This is a genomic window from Paraburkholderia sp. NPDC080076 (genome assembly GCF_050281145.1).
Taxonomy (GTDB): Bacteria; Pseudomonadota; Gammaproteobacteria; order Burkholderiales; family Burkholderiaceae; genus Paraburkholderia.
Genome location: NZ_JBNNWQ010000020.1, coordinates 16942 through 35313, shown reverse-complemented (window position 1 = coordinate 35313; position 18372 = coordinate 16942). Strand labels below are relative to the sequence as shown.

14 protein-coding genes are annotated in these 18372 nt (G+C 61.0%); 4 read left to right on the top strand and 10 right to left on the bottom strand.

Features of this window, described 5'->3' with window-relative positions; all coding sequences use genetic code 11:
• From ACQKRQ_RS40890 to ACQKRQ_RS40875, 4 genes are all read right to left on the bottom strand, one after another.
• Nucleotides 1–512: dTDP-glucose 4,6-dehydratase (locus tag ACQKRQ_RS40890; protein WP_427483444.1), on the bottom strand; the 512-nt coding region annotated here is incomplete at its 3' end.
• A gap of 1392 nt (nt 513–1904) precedes the next feature.
• Nucleotides 1905–2639 carry a Crp/Fnr family transcriptional regulator gene (locus ACQKRQ_RS40885; protein WP_121308590.1) on the bottom strand — a complete coding sequence of 245 codons (735 nt, stop codon included), beginning with the start codon at nt 2637–2639 and terminating at the stop codon, nt 1905–1907.
• Between the two features lie 473 nt (nt 2640–3112).
• Nucleotides 3113–4510, bottom strand: a complete 1398-nt coding sequence (locus ACQKRQ_RS40880; protein ID WP_427483442.1) for a hypothetical protein — start codon at nt 4508–4510, stop codon at nt 3113–3115.
• Nucleotides 4511–4987: 477 nt separating this feature from the next.
• A complete protein-coding gene (locus tag ACQKRQ_RS40875) occupies nt 4988–6535 on the bottom strand; it encodes a methyl-accepting chemotaxis protein (RefSeq protein ID WP_427483440.1) in 1548 nt (515 codons plus the stop codon).
• Between the two features lie 272 nt (nt 6536–6807).
• On the opposite strand from ACQKRQ_RS40875, the gene ACQKRQ_RS40870 reads away from it, so the two are divergent.
• The gene (locus ACQKRQ_RS40870; RefSeq protein WP_342960096.1) at nt 6808–7908 is read left to right on the top strand and encodes an MraY family glycosyltransferase; all 1101 of its coding nucleotides are present in this window, start codon (nt 6808–6810) and stop codon (nt 7906–7908) included.
• Nucleotides 7909–8009: 101 nt separating this feature from the next.
• On the opposite strand, the gene ACQKRQ_RS40865 is transcribed toward ACQKRQ_RS40870, so the two are convergent.
• From ACQKRQ_RS40865 to ACQKRQ_RS40845, 5 genes are all read right to left on the bottom strand, one after another.
• The gene (locus tag ACQKRQ_RS40865) at nt 8010–9887 is read right to left on the bottom strand and encodes a polysaccharide biosynthesis protein (protein WP_427483438.1); all 1878 of its coding nucleotides are present in this window, start codon (nt 9885–9887) and stop codon (nt 8010–8012) included.
• Nucleotides 9888–9892: 5 nt separating this feature from the next.
• A complete protein-coding gene (locus tag ACQKRQ_RS40860) occupies nt 9893–10924 on the bottom strand; it encodes an MraY family glycosyltransferase (RefSeq protein ID WP_427483436.1) in 1032 nt (343 codons plus the stop codon).
• A 7-nt stretch (nt 10925–10931) separates the two neighbouring features.
• Nucleotides 10932–11888, bottom strand: a complete 957-nt coding sequence (locus ACQKRQ_RS40855) for a UDP-glucose 4-epimerase family protein (protein ID WP_427483434.1) — start codon at nt 11886–11888, stop codon at nt 10932–10934.
• Nucleotides 11885–12730, bottom strand: a complete 846-nt coding sequence (locus ACQKRQ_RS40850; RefSeq protein ID WP_427483432.1) for a glycosyltransferase family 2 protein — start codon at nt 12728–12730, stop codon at nt 11885–11887. The genes ACQKRQ_RS40855 and ACQKRQ_RS40850 overlap by 4 nt, the downstream gene beginning before the upstream one ends.
• A 614-nt stretch (nt 12731–13344) precedes the next feature.
• On the bottom strand, nt 13345–13701 hold the full coding sequence (locus ACQKRQ_RS40845) for a hypothetical protein (protein ID WP_427483430.1): 357 nt from the start codon (nt 13699–13701) through the stop codon (nt 13345–13347).
• On the opposite strand from ACQKRQ_RS40845, the gene ACQKRQ_RS40840 reads away from it, so the two are divergent.
• From ACQKRQ_RS40840 to ACQKRQ_RS40830, 3 genes are all read left to right on the top strand, one after another.
• Nucleotides 13687–15471: a hypothetical protein gene (locus ACQKRQ_RS40840; RefSeq protein WP_427483428.1), complete on the top strand. Its 1785-nt coding sequence runs from the start codon at nt 13687–13689 to the stop codon at nt 15469–15471. The two genes, ACQKRQ_RS40845 and ACQKRQ_RS40840, sit on opposite strands and share 15 nt — an antisense overlap.
• Before the next feature lie 145 nt (nt 15472–15616).
• Entirely contained in the window at nt 15617–16567 is a 951-nt protein-coding gene (locus tag ACQKRQ_RS40835) for a glycosyltransferase family 2 protein (RefSeq protein WP_342960102.1), read from the top strand.
• Nucleotides 16568–16957, top strand: coding sequence for a GtrA family protein (locus tag ACQKRQ_RS40830; RefSeq protein ID WP_408449875.1), 390 nt, complete (start codon nt 16568–16570; stop codon nt 16955–16957). It abuts the gene before it with no gap.
• Nucleotides 16958–17071: 114 nt separating this feature from the next.
• Here the strand turns inward: ACQKRQ_RS40830 and ACQKRQ_RS40825 are convergent, their stop codons facing one another.
• On the bottom strand, nt 17072–18232 hold the full coding sequence (locus tag ACQKRQ_RS40825; RefSeq protein WP_427483425.1) for an acyltransferase family protein: 1161 nt from the start codon (nt 18230–18232) through the stop codon (nt 17072–17074).
• Between the last annotated feature and the right edge of the window lie 140 nt (nt 18233–18372).

The window sequence follows — 18372 nt, the reverse complement described above, 5'->3', positions numbered from 1 at the left end:
GCGCGCACCAGATGGTCGGAACCCGCCTTGGTGGCCGAGTAAGGGCTATTCGGCGCGTACGGCGTGGTCTCGGAGAATTGCGGATCGGTAGCGGAGAGCGAGCCGAACACTTCGTCGGTCGATACGTGCAGGAAGCGGAATTCCGCTTTGCCGGCGTCGTTCAACCTGCTCCAATACGAGCGAGCCGCTTCCAGCAGCGTAAAGGTACCTACGACATTGGTCAGCACGAAGTTCTCCGGCCCGTGAATGGACCGGTCGACGTGAGTCTCGGCCGCCAGATGGATGATCGCGCGCGGCTTGTATTCGGCGAGCAACTCGTCCATTGCAGCGCGATCGCATATGTCGGCGCATATGAAAATATGCAATGGATTGTGCTGCAGAGATTTCAGCGTGCGTAGATTGCCTGCATAGGTGAGCTTGTCGACATTCACGACGGGTTCATCGAAGATTTGCAGCCAGTCGAGCACGAAGTTGGCGCCGATAAAACCGGCGCTGCCTGTCACCAAGATCATGGAAGCCCTTTGGAAGCCGCCTTCATGCAGTTGCGCGGAAGGTCGATTGGAGTCTGGCTGACATCCGTTGAACGATGCGTCCACGGGACGTCGGTAAGCAGCTTTGATATAGCTTTCCATCGCGACTTCCAGCGCCGCGAACAGATGCAACCAGCTTAGTGTAGGGTTCTAGAAATCTTGTTTCAGTGCGGAAAGCAACATACACGCTTTCTCCCGCACTAACGGGGGTAAGGAGGAGAGCTTCGGCGGTCGGGCAACGCTTGCAGTGTTCGCGTTGCCCGTATCTCCACCACATGGCGTTGCCGGGGTTCGGCCTTATCGCCGATTGCCGGCCATTTCTTTTGCTGAGAGCCGCGTCTGCGTCGTCGCGATGATCGGCGCGGCCTTCATGGTTTGCGGCAGATGCCCCTGCCGATGCGCATCGGGACGCAGGCTGCCTGCGCGTCCCAAAGAAAGAGTTAGTTATCGTCTCGTGGCGTTCTGGAACGTGCGACACATAATGCGCATACGAAAACGCCAATCACCACGCCGAATATGAAGCATAAAAAATGTGTCAAAACGCTCGACATTTACCTGGTCCTTTCAATTGAGGCGAGATTGAATTTATAACGATTCACCTCCTTCGCGATTCACCGGAAGTCACCGCGCGCAGCCGGTAGAACGTCAAAGACACACAGGCAGCAGCGATGGTATGACGCAGCGGTTAGCGCGCCAATCATCATACTTTACTAGAATCGCGACCAGGTCGGAAAACGGCACAACTGAAGCAGTACGCGTATGGCGTGGCAGTGGATGCGACGTCAGGCACCAGACGGATGCGGATGATCGCGCCCGTTGGAGGTCACAGCGTGAAGCCAGCCGCGCATACGAGCATGGCAAAGTCGGCGAAAGCGCGGATGTAATGCGACGCGAGGCAAGAACTGCAGGCCGCCGCGTAATGACAGTTTGACAGACAAAGCAGACGACGAACGGCAACTTCCGATCAGATCGCGCGGCCTATGCAAGGGCAGTAGGCCGACGAGTCGCGGGCGGGCGCTCCGCGCGAGAGTGATTGCTGACACGCGCGAATAGCTCTCCGTAGGAGCAGAAACTGCCGCGCACGATCCCGAGCACACGGACCACGGCACGGTATTTCGTTGGCCAGTGCCTGACCATTTGTCTCCAGGCCTTCTTTCTTCTTGCGCTACAAGCACCGCGGCCGATGAATCGCGAGCTTACCGATATCACGACACGTGAGCGGCAAGCCTACTCTTTCCGATACCGGCGTCAGGCTCCCTGAAGCCAGGTGCTCGCCACCTTTTATAGTTCCGCAAGGCCAGCAATCTGTGCGAACACACAACATATTGCTGGCCGTCCCAGACTTCAATTCGATTTGTGAATACGGCAAAACCCTCAGCGCGTGACTTCCATCGCGTTGATACGCGGCAATAGCCGATCGAATTCGCGTTTCACGATCTCATAACATTCGCATGAGCGCGCCTCGAGCCCGGTCCGATCGAGGATCCGCACACGGCCACGGCTGTGATGGATGAGATCGGCTTCGCAAAGCTTGCCGGAGGCCTCAGTCACGCCTTCACGACGCACGCCGAGCATGTCGGCAATGAGTTGCTGCGTGACTTGCAAATCGCTTGTGCCCGAACGGTCGATATCGACCAGCAGCCACCGGCACAGTTGCTCGTCCAGTCGATGCAGCCTGTTGCACGCCGCAGTCTGTGCGACCTGCGTGAGCAGGGCCTGCATGTATAGCAGCATCAGTGAGCGCAGCGAAGCGCAATTGCGCAACGCTTCGCGCAGTGCTGTAGCGCTGATTCGATAAGCGAAACCCCGGCATTGAGCCTGAACGCTGGCTGGCATGGTGTCTCCGCCCGTCAGGATCGGCACGCCTGTCGTGCCATCCCTGCCGATCGCGGCAATTTCCACCGAACTGCCGTTTTCCATGGTTTGCAGCAGAGACACGATCGCTGTGGCCGGAAAATAGACGGTTCGTATGAGTTCACCGGATTTCGACAGCAGTTGCCCCGGACTCAATTCGACGAGTTCAAGATGAGGAAGTATTGCGTCCCATTCATGCGTTGGGAGCGCCTCGAACAGACGGTTGCCACGGCGGTATGACTGGAATGTCGTCATCATTTCCCTCACGTAAGTATCGCAGCCCGCCTTGGTACGGCAGGCCTCGCTCGAATCGAGGAACCAATGACGATGCATTGCCCTCATTCGCGCGGTCGGCAAACAGAAGCGGTAATGGAGACGATCAAAGCTTCGCATTGGTCATCGCGTTGCATTCGATGTCGCAGTGCAGCATAGCCGCCAAAGAAGGTCGCGCCAATAATGCTGGCGGAATAGCCCGCACGATCGGCGGATATAAGAGGACTTATTTGCGTTGAACGTTCGTTGAAACGCTGGACGCCAATGTCACTTTGCTGCAGACCGAAAGGACCCCGATGCTAGCTGAAGTGTCAATAGGTCGTAGTGTGGATTCACAACATGTCCAGTTTATTAAGGAGGTCTATGGGACGACATAAAGCGGACGAACCCGCCCTATCTCAGCGACTCGAGTCGGTGAGCCAGTGTGGTGCTGAGTGGACATGCTTGCCCGTCAGTCAGCGGCGATGGTCCGCTCGACCGCGACGGGGCCGGCCCCCGGCATGTGTGTCGTCATCCGCCGTCGCGATCATTTCCGCTTCCTGTGCAACAGCCTTCTCGGCCAGCGCTTTCAGAACGCCGGTCAGAATCCGCTTGCCGATTTCATGATGAAAGATCCAGACGCCATGGATTCGTCCGGTGAATGCGGCCTCGCTCCCGATCTCCGGGTCGGGCCGAAAGCCGGAACCCAGCCCAAACGTGAAGAGTCCGCGTACCACTTTGCCGTCCATGTCGAGCGGACGGCCGAATTTGTCGACCTCGATGCCGCCCTGGCGGAACAGCAGAGGAATCTCCGCCCCTCGATGGTCGACCAGTACGGACATGTTGGGCCCATAGCCGGCGCTATGAACCACGCCACATGACTGCGTGAGACAGGTGGCAGCACGGGCGCGCTCGCCTTCCCCGGAGGCGGCATCGATCAATTCGACACGCGGCTTCGTTCCCGCGACGCGGCCCTGCGACATCACCGAACATGCAATCTCGAACGCGCGGTAGCGCAGACCGCTCGAGCGATTAACGCGCCGCGTGATCGGGCAAATATCGTTGACTGGGTCGACCATATAACCCCATGCGCGCGCTTCCTCCTCGGTTTCAAAAAACAGCCGGATCGGCGAGCGATGAATGATGGCGATTTCATCGAGTCCGGCGCCGCCGAGATCAGTCGCAAGACGCTCGGTCATCGTGAACGCGCTATGCGAGCCGCCGATGATCGTGATCCGGTTCGTACGCCGGGCTGCGGCAGGGGCGAACACGGGCGCGAAGGTGTCGACCAGTTGCGTGCTCGTGAGGCGAAGCAGTTCATCCGACGTGCAGGTGATGACGCCGTTGCCCGGCAATGGAATGTCCAGCGAGCGGCACAGATCATCGACCTCTTCGACGCGCTGCGTTCCGCCGAGATTCATCACGACGGTGTCGCTAATCACCATGCGGCGTGCCGCGGGTCGGCGCGTGTCGTGATAAGCGATTTCGAAGCGGCCGTCCCGGTCGTGACGAATCGCATCGATTTCGTGTCCGCGCAGTACATCGACGTCGAAATGTTCGACGAGGTGCGCGATGAGTCGCTCGGCAGCCAGCGTGAGCAGTTCGCCGACCTCGGAGAGCAGCGGCGCACCGTCGGGGTCCGCGGCCAGTTTCCTATGCAACTCGTTGTATTCGCGGATGTCGCCGAACACCTCGTCGAAGCGTTCGTGCTCGAGGCACGCGAGGAAGGATTTTGCGACCGAGTTGCCTGTAACGTTCACATAGTCGCCGAGCTTGCCTGCTCCGAGGCTCGCGCGTTTGTCGATGATCAGCAGCCCGTTTCTGGCCACCTCTGCCAGCTTGCCGCTCTTGAACGCGTAGAACAGGAAGCCCATTCCTGCCGGGCCGGCGCCGCACAACACACACGAGTAATCGCTTGGTACGCTCCCGGAACTATCCGGATCTACTGCTGAGGACCTCTGCATGACTTTTGGGCTCGATAGTTGTCCGCTGTGAATTAATGCGCCCCATGCGCGTCGCCGGAGTCGAGGACATTCCTCGGATCGGATTCAACACACAATATCCCTTAACGAGACGCATCGCTCTGTGCGCTCGCGCACGGACAAAATTTCGAAACCTTACTGCAAGGTATCTATAGCCCAACATTTTGCTGTACGGAATAAATTTCCTGCCAAGCATTGCGTCGGGAAATTGTTCTTTTGGCAAGCAATCGACGTACCACAAAAACATAAAATGCCACACATATGGGCACATTTTACAAAATCTAACAATTAGGATTTCTTAATTAAATTGCTGTTAGTGCCCTGTTAAAACCGGCACTCGCGAACAACGCGAGCGCGGCCCCTCTGCCATTACGCCATCTGGAATACCGCCACGGCGTCGCGCAATATGGTCGCCTGCTCTTCCAGCGACTTCGCCGCCGCAGCTGCCTCTTCCACGAGCGCCGCATTGTGTTGCGTGACTTCGTCGATCTGCGAGACGGCCTTGTTGACCTGTTCGATACCGTCGCTCTGTTCGAGTGCGGACGCCTCGATCTCGTTCATCACGCCAGTCACTCGCTCGACGGCGCTCATGGCTTCGTGAATCGTCTTCTGCGCGTCGGACACGAGGGAGGCACCCTCCTGAACCTTGGCGGCCGATTCGCCGATCAGTTCCTTGATTTCCTTCGCCGCCGCACCCGAGCGCTGTGCGAGGCTGCGCACTTCCGAAGCCACCACCGCGAAGCCACGCCCCTGCTCGCCGGCGCGCGCCGCTTCCACCGCGGCGTTCAGCGCCAGAATGTTGGTCTGAAACGCAATCCCCTCGATCATGCCGATGATTTCGGTCACCTTGCGCGACGACTCGCTGATCCCATCCATCGTTTCAGTGACACGCGAGACCACTTTGCCGCCACGCGTGACCGTGTCGAGCGCGCCGTGCGCGAGCCGGTTTGCCTGCTTCGCGTTGTCCGCGTTCTGTTTCACGGTGGCCGACAACTGCTCCATGCTCGCGGCGGTCTGTTGAAGCGCCGCTGCCTGCTGCTCGGTGCGCGAAGACAGATCCGCATTGCCCGACGCAATTTCGTTTGCCCCTTGTGTGATCGCCGTCGTGCTGCCGCGCACCTTGGACACGGTTTCGACGAGGCCGTCGCGCATCTTCGTCAACGCGCCCAGCAGCTGGCCCATTTCGTTGTGCGATTTGATCTTGATGGCGACAGTCAGATCACCGGCGGCGATGCGCTCGAAGTGTTTGACGGTTGCGTTGACCGGCTTGATCAACGCCACCGACAAACCAATGCGCGCCGCCACGCCGATCACGAGCGCGATAGCACCGATCGCGGCGAACAGCAGCGTCGCGATCTGGAAGCGCTGCGCGGCCGTTTCGGCTTGCCGATGCTGGCTGTCGATCCGCGAATGTTCGAGCGCGTCGATCGCTTTCGAATAGGTGGCGTAAAAGCCGTTCGCCGTCTCGCCCTGAATGTTGCGGAAGGTATTGAAATCGAAGTCGGCCAGCGCCTTGAACTCCGGCTCGATCGCCTTATCGACCAGCGCGCCGCGTGCCTGCTCCACGTTTTGCGCGAGCTTCTGCTCGTTTTCGTCCGCGAACGGACCGGCCATGTAATTGCGGAAGTCTTTGTTCGATTCGACCAGCACTTTGTGCGCGGCCGGCAACAGGTCATCGGTCTGCTTGCCGACGCTAAAGAGCGTCTGATACGAACCCAATGCGAGTTGCACTTGCAGCAGCTTCTCGGAGCTTGCCTTCAGATGCGACAGCGCGGCCGCACTACGCTGCGTGTCGTCGAGGCTGCTGTTGGCGAGCTTGAGCGCGCCATAGCCGACACCGATCACTGTCAGCAGGAAAGCGACGAATACGCTGATCACCAGCGTCAGGCCGCCACGAATTGTGATGTTATTTAGCATTGGGTCTCCGGAACGTCTTGCCGATCGGCGGCGGAACAGATTGGCAGGCGCGCGCGCCGTCTTTTTTTGCGCGTGACTTACTCTTCGCCGCATCCAGGTTAACGACCTCGCACGAACCCTGCTAAATAGGTGGAATCCATGACCGGCGGGCGTTTGCGAGTGTCTTTCACCTCACTATCTGGGATATTCGTGCGACTACGCCGCATCGCTCGTTTTCCGGGCGTTGTGCGTTTCGTTTGTATAATTCGGCGTCTTCGCTCAGGCCCACTTTCATGCTTAGTTTTGCGCTCGGCTTTCTCGTTTCACTGCTGATCACGCTGTTGATCGTGCGCTACGCGCATCTGCATGAAAAATTCTCCACCGACACCGATCTGGCCGGCGTGCAGAAATTCCATGTTCGCCCGGTGCCGCGCATCGGCGGGACCGGGATTCTGCTCGGGCTGATCGTCTCCGCCGTGCAGTTGCATCACGCGTATCCCGCCGTGTCAGGCGGCATTCTCGGGCTGATTGCGTGCGGCATGCCGGCCTTCGGCTCGGGTCTGGTCGAAGACCTGACCAAGCGCGTGTCGCCGCTTGCAAGGCTGGTCTGCACGATGGCCGCGGCCGCGCTCGCCTATTTCCTGCTGAACATCGCCGTGACGCGCATCAGCGTGCCGCCGCTCGACTTCCTGCTCTCGTACGCGGTGATCTCCTGCGCGGTCACGGTGCTGGCGGTTGCCGCGCTCGCCAACGCGATCAATATCATCGACGGCTTCAACGGACTCGCGTCGATGGTCGCGTTCATGATGTTCGCCTCGCTCGCCTACGTCGCGTTCCAGGTGTCCGATCCGATCGTGCTGTCCGCCTCGTTCATGATGATGGGCGCGGTGCTCGGCTTCTTCATCTGGAATTTCCCAGCGGGGCTGATCTTTCTCGGCGACGGCGGCGCGTATTTCATCGGCTTCATGCTGGCCGAACTGTCGATCATGCTGGTGATGCGCAATCGCGACGTATCGGCGTGGTATCCCGTGCTGCTGTTCATGTATCCGATCTTCGAGACCTGCTTCTCGATCTACCGGAAGAAATTCATTCGCGGCATGTCGCCGGGCATTCCCGACGGCGTGCATCTGCATATGCTGGTGTACAAACGGCTCATGCGCTGGGCGGTCGGCGCGCGTACCGCACGTGAATTGACGCGGCGTAACTCGCTGACGTCCCCGTACTTGTGGCTGCTGTGTCTGATCGCGGTCGTGCCGGCAACGCTGTTCTGGCGGCATACGCTGCATCTGTTCTGCTTCGTGGTGGTGTTCGCCGCAACGTATGTCTGGCTCTATGTGAGTATCGTGCGGTTCAAGTCACCACGGTGGATGGTGGTCAGGAAGACCAGGCGGTAACAAAAAAAGGCGCTCGAATGAGCGCCTTTTGCTTTGTGACTTTCGAGACGTCCGCCTTGCGGTGTGAGGGCGCCGCGAAAGGCAGCCTCACAGGTTCATGCTCACGAAGCCCGCGTTGCCGGCGTCACGCTATGTAACGCCGGCGCGGCAGCCGGTTGATACTCCGGCACCCAGCGCCGCAGATCGCGGCGCACTTCCTGGTCGCTCGGCACACGATGCTGCATCAACCAGGGCAGCAGTTCGTCGAGCAGATTGTCGGGCGCTTCACGCGCCTGCGCGATACGTAGTTTCGGATGCGGCGTGCGCGTGGTCGCTTCGTCGTCGGCCAGCAGTTCCTCGTAGAGCTTCTCGCCCGGACGCAGGCCAGTGAAGACGATGCGGATATGTTCCTCGCTGAAGCCATACAGGCGGATCAGGTCGCGCGCCAGATCGACGATCTTGACCGGTTCGCCCATGTCGAGAATGAAGATCTCGCCGCCGTGTCCCATGCTCGACGCTTGCAGCACGAGTTGCGATGCTTCGGGGATCGTCATGAAAAAGCGCGTGATCTCCGGATGCGTGACCGTGACCGGCCCACCCTTCGCGATCTGTTGCTGAAACTTGGGAATGACGCTGCCCGCGCTGCCGAGCACATTGCCGAACCGCACCGTCTCGAACTGCGTGCGCGTGCTCGTCTGCTGCAGCGCCTGACACGCCATTTCCGCGAGGCGCTTGCTCGCGCCCATCACGTTAGTAGGGTTCACCGCCTTGTCGGTGGAGATCAGCACGAAGTGCTTCACGTCATGGCGAATCGCCGCGCGCGCGACACGGTACGTGCCCAGCACGTTGTTGCGCACCGCCTGCCATGCGTTCAGTTCTTCCATCAGCGGCACGTGCTTGTAGGCCGCCGCGTGAAAGAGAATGTGCGGCGTATAGCGCGACAGCACCTGGTCGAGCAGCAAGGAATCTTTGGCGTCGCCGATCACCGGCACCACGGAGAGCTTCGGAAAACGGTCATGCAACTCTTCCGTGAGACGGTACATCGCGTACTCGGACAGATCGAACGCGATCAACTGCGCGGGTTCGAAACGCAGGATCTGTCGGCACAGCTCCGAGCCGATCGAGCCACCCGCGCCGGTCACCATCACTACGCGGCCGCTCAACAGCGCTTCGACGTGCGGCATGTCGATACGTACCGGTTCGCGCCCGAGCAGGTCTTCCAGATCGATCTGACGCACGCGCGACAGGAACGCTTCGCCTTGCGTCAGCGTGGTCAACGCGGGCAGCACCATGGCCCGCACACCGGCGCGCACGCACAGCGTTGCCACGCGACGCTGCGCGTCCACCGACGCCGAAGGGATCGCGATGATCGCGTGCTCGATCTTCATGTCCGAGGCCCACTGCTGCAGGTCGCTAATCGGCCCCCACACCTTGTAGCCGTAAATTTCGCGACCCTGCTTGGCCGGATCGTCGTCGAGCAGGCCTACCAGCCGCCATTCGCTCGAACGCGACAGTTCGCGGGCCAGGCTCGCGCCCGCGTTGCCCGCGCCGAGCACCACCACCGGCTTGCCTTGCCCGACCAGGCCGCCATAGAGATAGAACTCCTTGGAGGCGCGATAAAGCGCGCGCGAGCCACCCATGGCGAGGAACAGCAGAAGTGGAGAAACAGCGAGGACGGAGCGCGGAATGATGGGATGCGGCTGCGCCATGACGGCCACCATCATCATCAGGAATGCGCCGGCCAGCACCGCTTTCGCGATGCGCATCAGGTCCGGCAGGCTCGCAAACACCCACATGCCCCGGTACAGGCCGAAGATGCGGAACATCACACCGTAGACAGGGAGGGCCCAGAGCAGGGTTCGGACGGCGCCGGACCAGAACTCGACTGGAACGTAGCCGTTGAAGCGAATCAGGTATGCCGCAAGCCAGGCGCCTGCGACCGCGCATAGGTCGAAGGCGAAAGCGCTAAATGATAGCCATGAGGCTTTGTGTCGAAACATCGGCGTCACACCTCAGGTTGTTCGGAATCTGCTATCCGGAATCGACGCCAGCGTGAATCGACTCCGATACCAAGCAATACCAGCACGATCACCCATGCGCCCACGCTACACCATTGAAGGGCCGAAGACCAGCCAAGCAACACGACAGCAAGTACTATACCAGCCGCCATTACTGCATACCATAGGATGGCCGTCTTCGAATGCCCAAGTCCGTACTGGACCATGCGTTGATAGTAGTGCTCGCGATGCGCCTGCCAGATTTTCTCGCCGCGCAACAACCGTCGCAGCAGCGTCACCGAAGCGTCGCCGATGAACGGCGAAAAAACCAGTGCGGGAAACCAGATCGGCCAGACGCCGTCGCTCCAGCCCCAATAGCCGAAAGCGCCCGCTAGAAAGCCGAGCGGAATCGATCCGGCGTCGCCGAGGAAGATTTTCGCGGGGTGGAAGTTAAAGAGCAGAAAACCCGCGGCGGCGCCTGCCACGGCGGCCGAAGCCAAGCTGAGCTCTGGTGATGGATGCGCGGTGAGCGCGGCCCCAACGGCGTAGCCTGCAAAGCCGAACAGCGTCATGCCACCGGCCAGGCCGTCCGCGCCGTCCATAAAATTGTAAAGATTGACCAGCCAGAGCAGTAAAAACGACAGGGCCGCCAACAGCCAGACCGGCACCGGCGCCGGATGTGCCCAGACGAAGACCACCACCGCGGCCAGGTGCGCCGCGAACCTGACCCGCGCGGGCAGTCCGCGCCGGTCGTCGATCTGCGAGACCGCCGCCAGCACGGCAGCGCACAGCGCGGCAAGCCAGAGGTGTGGCGCGACGATCAGCGTCGCCACGACCACCACCGGAACGATGCCCCAGCCGCCCACGCGCGGCGTGGGCCGTGTGTGCAACGAGCGGTCGTTCGGAATGTCGGTGGCCAGACGCCAGGCGAGGCCGGTTCTGAGCAGCGTCCACAGAATCGCCGCGCAAGCGCAAGCGCAGCCGAGCGCGATCAGAATCACGCTCGTCCAGCCCGGCAACGTGGAATGGGACATCAGCATGCGCGCCTCAATGCGTGGATCGGTACCAACGGGCTGTCGCGGCCAGCCCTTCATCGGCGGAATGCGGCGCCCGCCAGCCCAGCACCGTGCGGATCCGGCCTGTATCCAGCTGCAAGGATCCCACCAGCCGGTCGACGGCCGCTGTGCGCCCCGTCACGCGGCCCGCCAGCCTCAGCCAGCTCGCGGGCACCGGCAGCAAGCGGACCCGCTTGTGCAGATGCCGCCCGAGCGAACGTGCGAGCTCCGCCACGGTGAGCGCATCGCTGTCGGCGACATGGAACGTTTGACCCGCGGCGCGCGGGTCGGTCGCGCAATGCATCAGCGCGTCCGCCAGGTTGTCGACATAGACGAGGCTGCGGCGCGCGTCAATCGCGCCGAGCGGCAGCGGTACGCCTTTCCAGATCGCGTCCATCAGCCGCAAGAAATTGGCGCGCACTCGCGGACCATAGACGAGCGGCAAACGCACGATCACCACCTCCAGGCCGGTTTCCTCGCCGTAGCGCACCAGCGCCTGTTCGGCCGCGAGCTTCGAGCGCCCGTAGGCGTCCTGCGGCGCCGGCGGGTCATCTTCCCGCAACGGACGACCCGCGTCCCCCTCGGCCAGCGCCTTGACGCTGCTGGCGAAGACGAAACGCCGCGCGCCATAACGCCACGCTGCCTTCGCGACGCGCAAGGCGCCCTCGACATTGGTGGCGTGAAACGCGGCGTCGGGATCGGCCGCGGTGTCATGCATCACATGCACGCGTGCCGCCAGATGCACGACACAATCGACCTGAAGCGCGGCGGGCCAGCCGGCGTCGACGCCGGCAAAATCCGCCTGAGCCTCGACCCACTCGCTTACGCCCCGCTCGAGCTGCCCGGCCTGACGCACGAGTCCGCAGACCGTATGGCCGGACTGCATCAAGACGCGGCACAACGCCTCGCCGACAAACCCATTGGCGCCCGTCACCAGCACGCGGCTCATAGCCACTTCCAGCCGAAGCGGTTGAAGAACTTGTACGCAGACGCCAGGAACATCCGGACGTGCGCGGAGCCTTTGCGCGCGGCGCCGCCGCCGTGATGCAGCACGCGCACCGCGGGCGCGTAGGCGACACGGGTAACGTCATGCGCGCGCAAGCTCAAATCGTAGTCCTCGAAGTACAGAAAATAGCGTGTGTCGAAGCCTCGAAGCCTTTCCAGCACGCTCGTTCGAAACAGCATGAAACAGCCGCTGACAATGGGCGGATCCCAGCAGATGTCCCGGTCGTTGATCACGTCGCGCATCTCGTAGCGGGCAATGCGGCGCTGGAACAGCCGTCGCAATCCTGCCGGCAGAAAGCCGCGCACGAACAGGTCCAGCAACGTCGGATAGCGGCGGCAGAGGAACTGCTGATGCCCTGCTTCGTCGCCGATCCACGGCGTCAACAAGCCCGCGGCCGGATTGGCCTCGAAAAATTCGAGCGCGCGCAGCAGCGCGTGGCGGTCCAGGTCGATATCCGGATTGAGCACGAGGTGGTAACGGCCGACGGCGCGCTCGATGGCCAGATTGTGGCCACGACCGTAGCCGACATTGCCGTGACCGCTAAGGATCGTGCTGGTGACGCCTTGGGCGCTCAATGCGTCCAACGCCGCACGTTCGTCCGGCAGGCCGCCGTTGTCGACGAGATAAAGGTGAACCGGCAGGCCCGGCCGCGTGGCGCGAAGTGCCGCGCAGGCATGACCGAGGCTGGCGAACGTGGTGGCCAGTTGTGCCTGATCCGGCCGATAGACGACCACGGAAACAGACAAGCCCTCGAGTTCAGGACGCGGCGCGCTAGTAGCATTCATGTAAGTTGGACTGCGTGCCTTATGGACGACACTTGGGAACGACAATTCGTTGTATGGCCGCAACAAGGCCGCAGTTTGCGCAAATCCGCCGCCTTCGGCAACTGGCTTTTCCTTTTGTTACGGCTGGCCGGATACGGTTACCGTCGAGCCTGAAAAAGGGGACCATTCGCGCGGCGCTGCCGCCCCGGTGGGACTCGGCGGCGCAGCCCTCACTGCGCAACCGGCCACTGGCCGTGAACCGGCGCTATTTTATGCTGGATTCGTCTGGCCGGGCCGTCTCTCGGCCTCCTGCGGCATCGTGCGCGCCGCCCACAAACCGGCCGCCCGCCGCTCATCCAATAAATGGGACAGGATTGGCCCTGTCCGGTTCGTGAAGGCCGGGTTTCGCACGATCCGCCCTCAGGTTCGGAATACACCGCCCTGTAGAATGTCGCCTTTTCCGAAGTCCACGACACCTTCATCGTGACGATGAACGACACGGTTCGCACGTCAGAACCATAATGAGATGCCGCGACATGCCAGACATAAAAGATACGGGCGATTCAACGCACCGCATTGCCATCACCGCTGTCATTCTGTTATGCCTTGCTCCGCTGCTAGTCAAAGCGCCGCTATTACTCGGCCTGCTGAACGCTGATCCGACCTTGCTCTACGCGGGTCTGCAACAAGGCTTGCAGCACGGTCCGTTCGGCGGCTTCCCGCCTTACCCCACCATCGACCCCAACATCGCGTTCACCAGTCACACGCTGGGACATCGCGCGATTCTGGACATCTTGCACGGGCAGTGGCCTTGGTGGAACTACTACGAAGGCGTCGGCACGCCGCTTGCCGGCGAAATGCAGTCCGCGGCGCTGTTCCCGCTGACATGGCTGCTGTACTTCGAGAATGGCCAGCTGTACATGCACCTTGCGTTGCAGATCATCGCCGGTGTGTCGACTTACGTGCTGTTGCGCAGAATGCGGATCGCGCAAGTCGGCTCGGTCGCCGCCGCGCTCGCCTTCCAGTTCAACGGGACGTTTGCGTGGCTCGCCAACGCGGTCATCAATCCCATCGCATTCTTGCCACTCACGCTGATCGGCGTCGAGATCGCCCTGGAACGGGTTGCCAGCGGTCGCCGCGGCGGTGCCTTCTGGATCACGATCGGGCTCGTTGCGGCGTTGTACGCTGGCTTTCCGGAGGTGGCGTACCTCGACGGGCTATTGATCCTTGCCTGGACGCTTGTGCGAATGATGGCGCTTCCTTCGGCGCTGCGCGTGCGTTTTCTGTTACGCGTCAGCCTTGCCGGCGTGGCAGCGCTCCTATTGTCGGCACCTATCCTGGTCGCATTTTTTGATTATCTTCCTTTGGGCTTTACCGGCGACCACCTGGGCAATGGATATGCATCTGCACACCTGCCAGCGACGGCCTTGATAGCAACGCTGATTCCCTACATATTCGGCGGTATTTTTCAGGATCGCGCACTCACGGGTTTTTGGGGTGCTGTCGGCGGCTACGCAGGCATTACGCTGATGATGCTCGCACTTTGCGGTATCTTCGGACAGCGCTACCGTGGGCTGCGGATCATGCTCGCCCTGTGGGTCTTCGCGACCGTCTCGCTTTCTTATGGGTTACCCGGCGCGAGCATACTGGCATTGATCATCCCTGGCCTCAAGCTCGCTGCGTTCTACCGATACCTCCCGCCCTCCTGGGAATTCAGCCTCTGTGTCCTGGCGGCGCTGGCGCTCAACGATGTAGCGCGTTCGGCCCTGCAAAAACGGCTCAGATACGCTTATGGCGTGACGCTGATTCTGATCTGTGCGGGATGCGTCGTCGCGCATGGCGCGGGAATCAGGCCGCATGGGCGTTATGTTTTATGGGCGTTGATCTTCGCTGCGCTAGTGCTCGTCTCGCTTGCGATCATCCTCTTCCGTCGCAACGCGAGTTCAAGCCGCGTCGCCCTCGCTGTGTCGATTGTCCTGGCGTGCGAAAGCGCAATGTACTTCGCCGCGCCGGTCATGAGCAATCCGTCGCGAGGCATGGTGGATCTCGTGGGCGTCCGATTCCTGCAAGCCAATCTCGGCATGCAGCGTTTTGTCACGCTCGGTCCGTTGGCACCGAACTACGGCTCCTATTTTGGCATCGCTTCGATCAACCACAACGATCTGCCGATTCCCCGCCTCTGGACCGACTTCGTCGCCAGAAAACTCGACGCCAATGCCGACCCGATTGGGTTCACGGGTTCAATTCGCGTGGATCCGGCCGGACCGTCCTCGCAAGAGAGCCTGCTCAAGAATTTGCCCAACTATCTGGGTGTCGGGGTGCGCTATGTGTTGGCTCCGTCCTCTGCCCCGCTGCCGGAAGAAACCAAAGCGATCGGCATCAAGCAAGTCGCCGCCGACACCAACATGCGCATCTACGAACTGAGCAACCCGCGTCCGTACTTCGACGCACCGGCGTGCTCGCTGGAAGCGGCAACGCGCGGCGAACTTCGCGCCAACTGTACGCAACGCACGACGCTCACGCGGTTGGAGCTCTATATGCCGGGCTGGCGAGCCTTCGTCAACGGACAGGAAACCGCGATTCGTCAGGTTGACGAAATTTTTCAGCAAATCGACGTCCTCGCGGGCACATCCAAGGTTCAATTCGTTTTCCGGCCTCCGCATATCGAATGGGCGTTCGTTGCGTTCGCAATCGGCCTGCTGATGATGCTGGTGGAACTTGGCATGTCAGCCACATCGAGACGCGCCGCCATGCGCGTCTGACAGACCAACCGGAAAGAGCCGGCTTTCGTATGCGCTACCATTACGCCACTCGCCGAATTTGCGTCTGGCCCGCATAACACGCTTCGCGGCCAGCGCAAAAGCAGCTCGCCGCACTTTAGACCGTCAAACCAGAACACAATCGCCAATGCAAGACTTCAACCCAGGCACCGTCGCCGTCGTGATTCCCTGCTACAACGAGGCAGCTACGATCGCCACGGTGGTTCGCGATTTTCGACGCGCGCTCCCCGAGGCTTCCATCATCGCTTTCGACAACAACTCGACGGACGACACCGCACGTGTCGCTCGCGAAGCGGGCGCGGACGTCATCAAGGTTCCGCTGCAGGGCAAGGGCAATGTCGTGCGCCGCATGTTCGCGGACGTCGAAGCCGACGTGTACGTGATGGTGGATGGCGACGCGACGTACGACGCATCCGTTGCGCCTGCATTGATCGGCAAGCTCGTCGAGGAGCGGCTGGACATGGTGGTCGGCTCACGCGTCAGCGACGAACAGGCCGCTTACCGATTGGGCCACCGCTTCGGCAATGTCATGCTGACGCAATGCGTGGCATCGATTTTCGGCCGCACGTTCAAGGACATGCTGTCGGGTTACCGGATCTTTTCGCGCCGCTATGCAAAGTCGTTCCCGGCCCATGCATCGGGCTTCGAAACCGAAACGGAATTGACAGTGCACGCGCTCGGCATGCGCATGCCCGTGGCCGAACTGCCCACGCGCTACATCTCGCGCCCAGAAGGCTCCGAGAGCAAGCTGAACACCTATCGCGATGGCTTCCGTATCCTGATGACCATTTTCAAACTGGTCAAAAGCGAGAAGCCTTTCGCGTTCTTCACGGTCGGCTTCGCGATCTGCGCGCTGCTGTCCATTCTGCTGGCAATTCCGGTCTTCGAAACCTACGTCGAGACCGGGCTCGTGCCGCGCCTGCCCACCGCGTTGCTCAGTACCGCGCTGATGCTGCTCGGCGCAATTCTGCTGATCTGCGGCATCGTGCTGGATACCGTGACGCGCGGCCGGATCGAGGTCAAGCGGCTGGCGTACCTCGCCATCCCTGCGTCACGCAAGCAGGAGCAAAACCAGTAAATGCGCACCCAGTTTTTCAGGTTCGCCATTGCCGGCGCCATCGGCTTTCTGGTGGATGCCGGCGTGCTGTATGTGGCGCTGGCAATCGGCCTCGGGCCATATCTCGGCCGCGCCGTCTCCTTTCTCTGCGCAGCTTTCGCAACGTGGCAGATCAACCGCCGCATGACCTTCGTGGTGAAGCGCACGGAATCGCTCTGGACCGAATGGGTGCGTTATCTGGCCGCCATGTCGGTGGGAGGCGCATGCAACTACGGGACCTATGTGGTCATGCTGCTGTTCCTGCCGAAGGTGACCGTCGCGCCGCTCATCGCACTGGGGGTGGGCTCGATCGTCGGCATGTTCGTCAACTTTGCGTTCGCGAAGTGGTGGGTCTTTCGCGCCCAGCATTGAACGACAGCGCCGCAAGCTGTCAGGGATTATCGGCGTGTTATTGCATGCTGATAGCTTGCTAAATCAGTACGCCCACACATCTGGCCTTCCGCGGCCAATCAGTGTCCCGCTCCGTCACGAACGAACATTCACCCCATTCGCCGAATAAGCCGCCGTTTTCGGCGAGAACTTACGCCGCAAAGCTCGCGCGCCATTCTGCGAAGGCACTTCGACCAGCTTATTCATCGCGTAACCGAGGATAAGCGCGCCGAAGACAGTCGCGAACCAGACTGGCACGGCGCCGAAGCGCGGATAGAGAATCACTAGCGACACGCTCAATACCACGTAGTGGTTGAGATACAGACTGTAGGAGATCTTGCCAAGCCAATGGCCCACGCTGAAGATCCGGCCCGGCTTGATCGTAAAGGACAGCGCCATCAACAGGAACGCGCCGGTCGACGAACCCAGATCGCCGAAGATGCGAGCGCCCATGCTCCAGGGATTGTCGAACGGATACGCGAACAGGGCCAACGCAACGATCCACAACATGGCACGAGACGCCGGCCGCAATGCGTGCGCCCAGGCCAGGATCCTGGAGCGGCATGAGTAGAACCACGCTCCGATCACGAAGAAAGTGCCGTAGTGCGTGGTCAATAGCGCATCCTGAAGCGGCCATGGAATATGGCTCGCCGATCCCGCCAGTGCCGCGATACCGATCAGCGTGGAACTGACGACCGCGAGAATGACCGCCTTGAATCGAAGATGCAGCACGAGAAACGCAATCACCGGAAACGCCAGCGACAGTCTCATCTCATGCACGATCGACCACATGGGCGGATTGATGATCGAGGTATCGTAGCTGCCGATCAATTTCAGATGGTCGAAGATCATCTGTTTGTCCGGATGCGGATGCGCCGTGTACATCCAGCCTTTTTCCCAGACGAAGCCGGCGCGCGCAACCAGCCAATAGAGGCCTAGCGCGACCACGAGCGACGCGACAAACGGCGGATACAGCCGCACGACTCGCGCAGCGGCAAAGGTCACGTAACGGCGCGCACGCTGCTCGCCATACATGTGCGCGAGTGCATAGCCGCTAAGCATGAAGAAGACGATCACCGCCTGGTGTCCGGCCCACAGAACGCGCAGGGGCGTCCATTTCAGGAAGCCCCACAGCGGTTCGACCTTGTACAGGCCTGCTACCGTCGTATGGGAGATCACTACGATCAGCGCGGCATAGCCTCGCAATATGTCCAGCGAGGGGGCTCGGTCATTACCCGCGCGCGCCGAATCCACCATATGCCGCCTCTTCACCCAAGTCCTATTTGAGATAGCAATTCTATCAGCTATCGCTCGCGTGACCGTCCGGGCGGCCTTTGGACGATGGCCGTCGGTCCCTTCTGGCTGGCGGTTTCGGTCGCCGCATCTCTTGCAGCCGA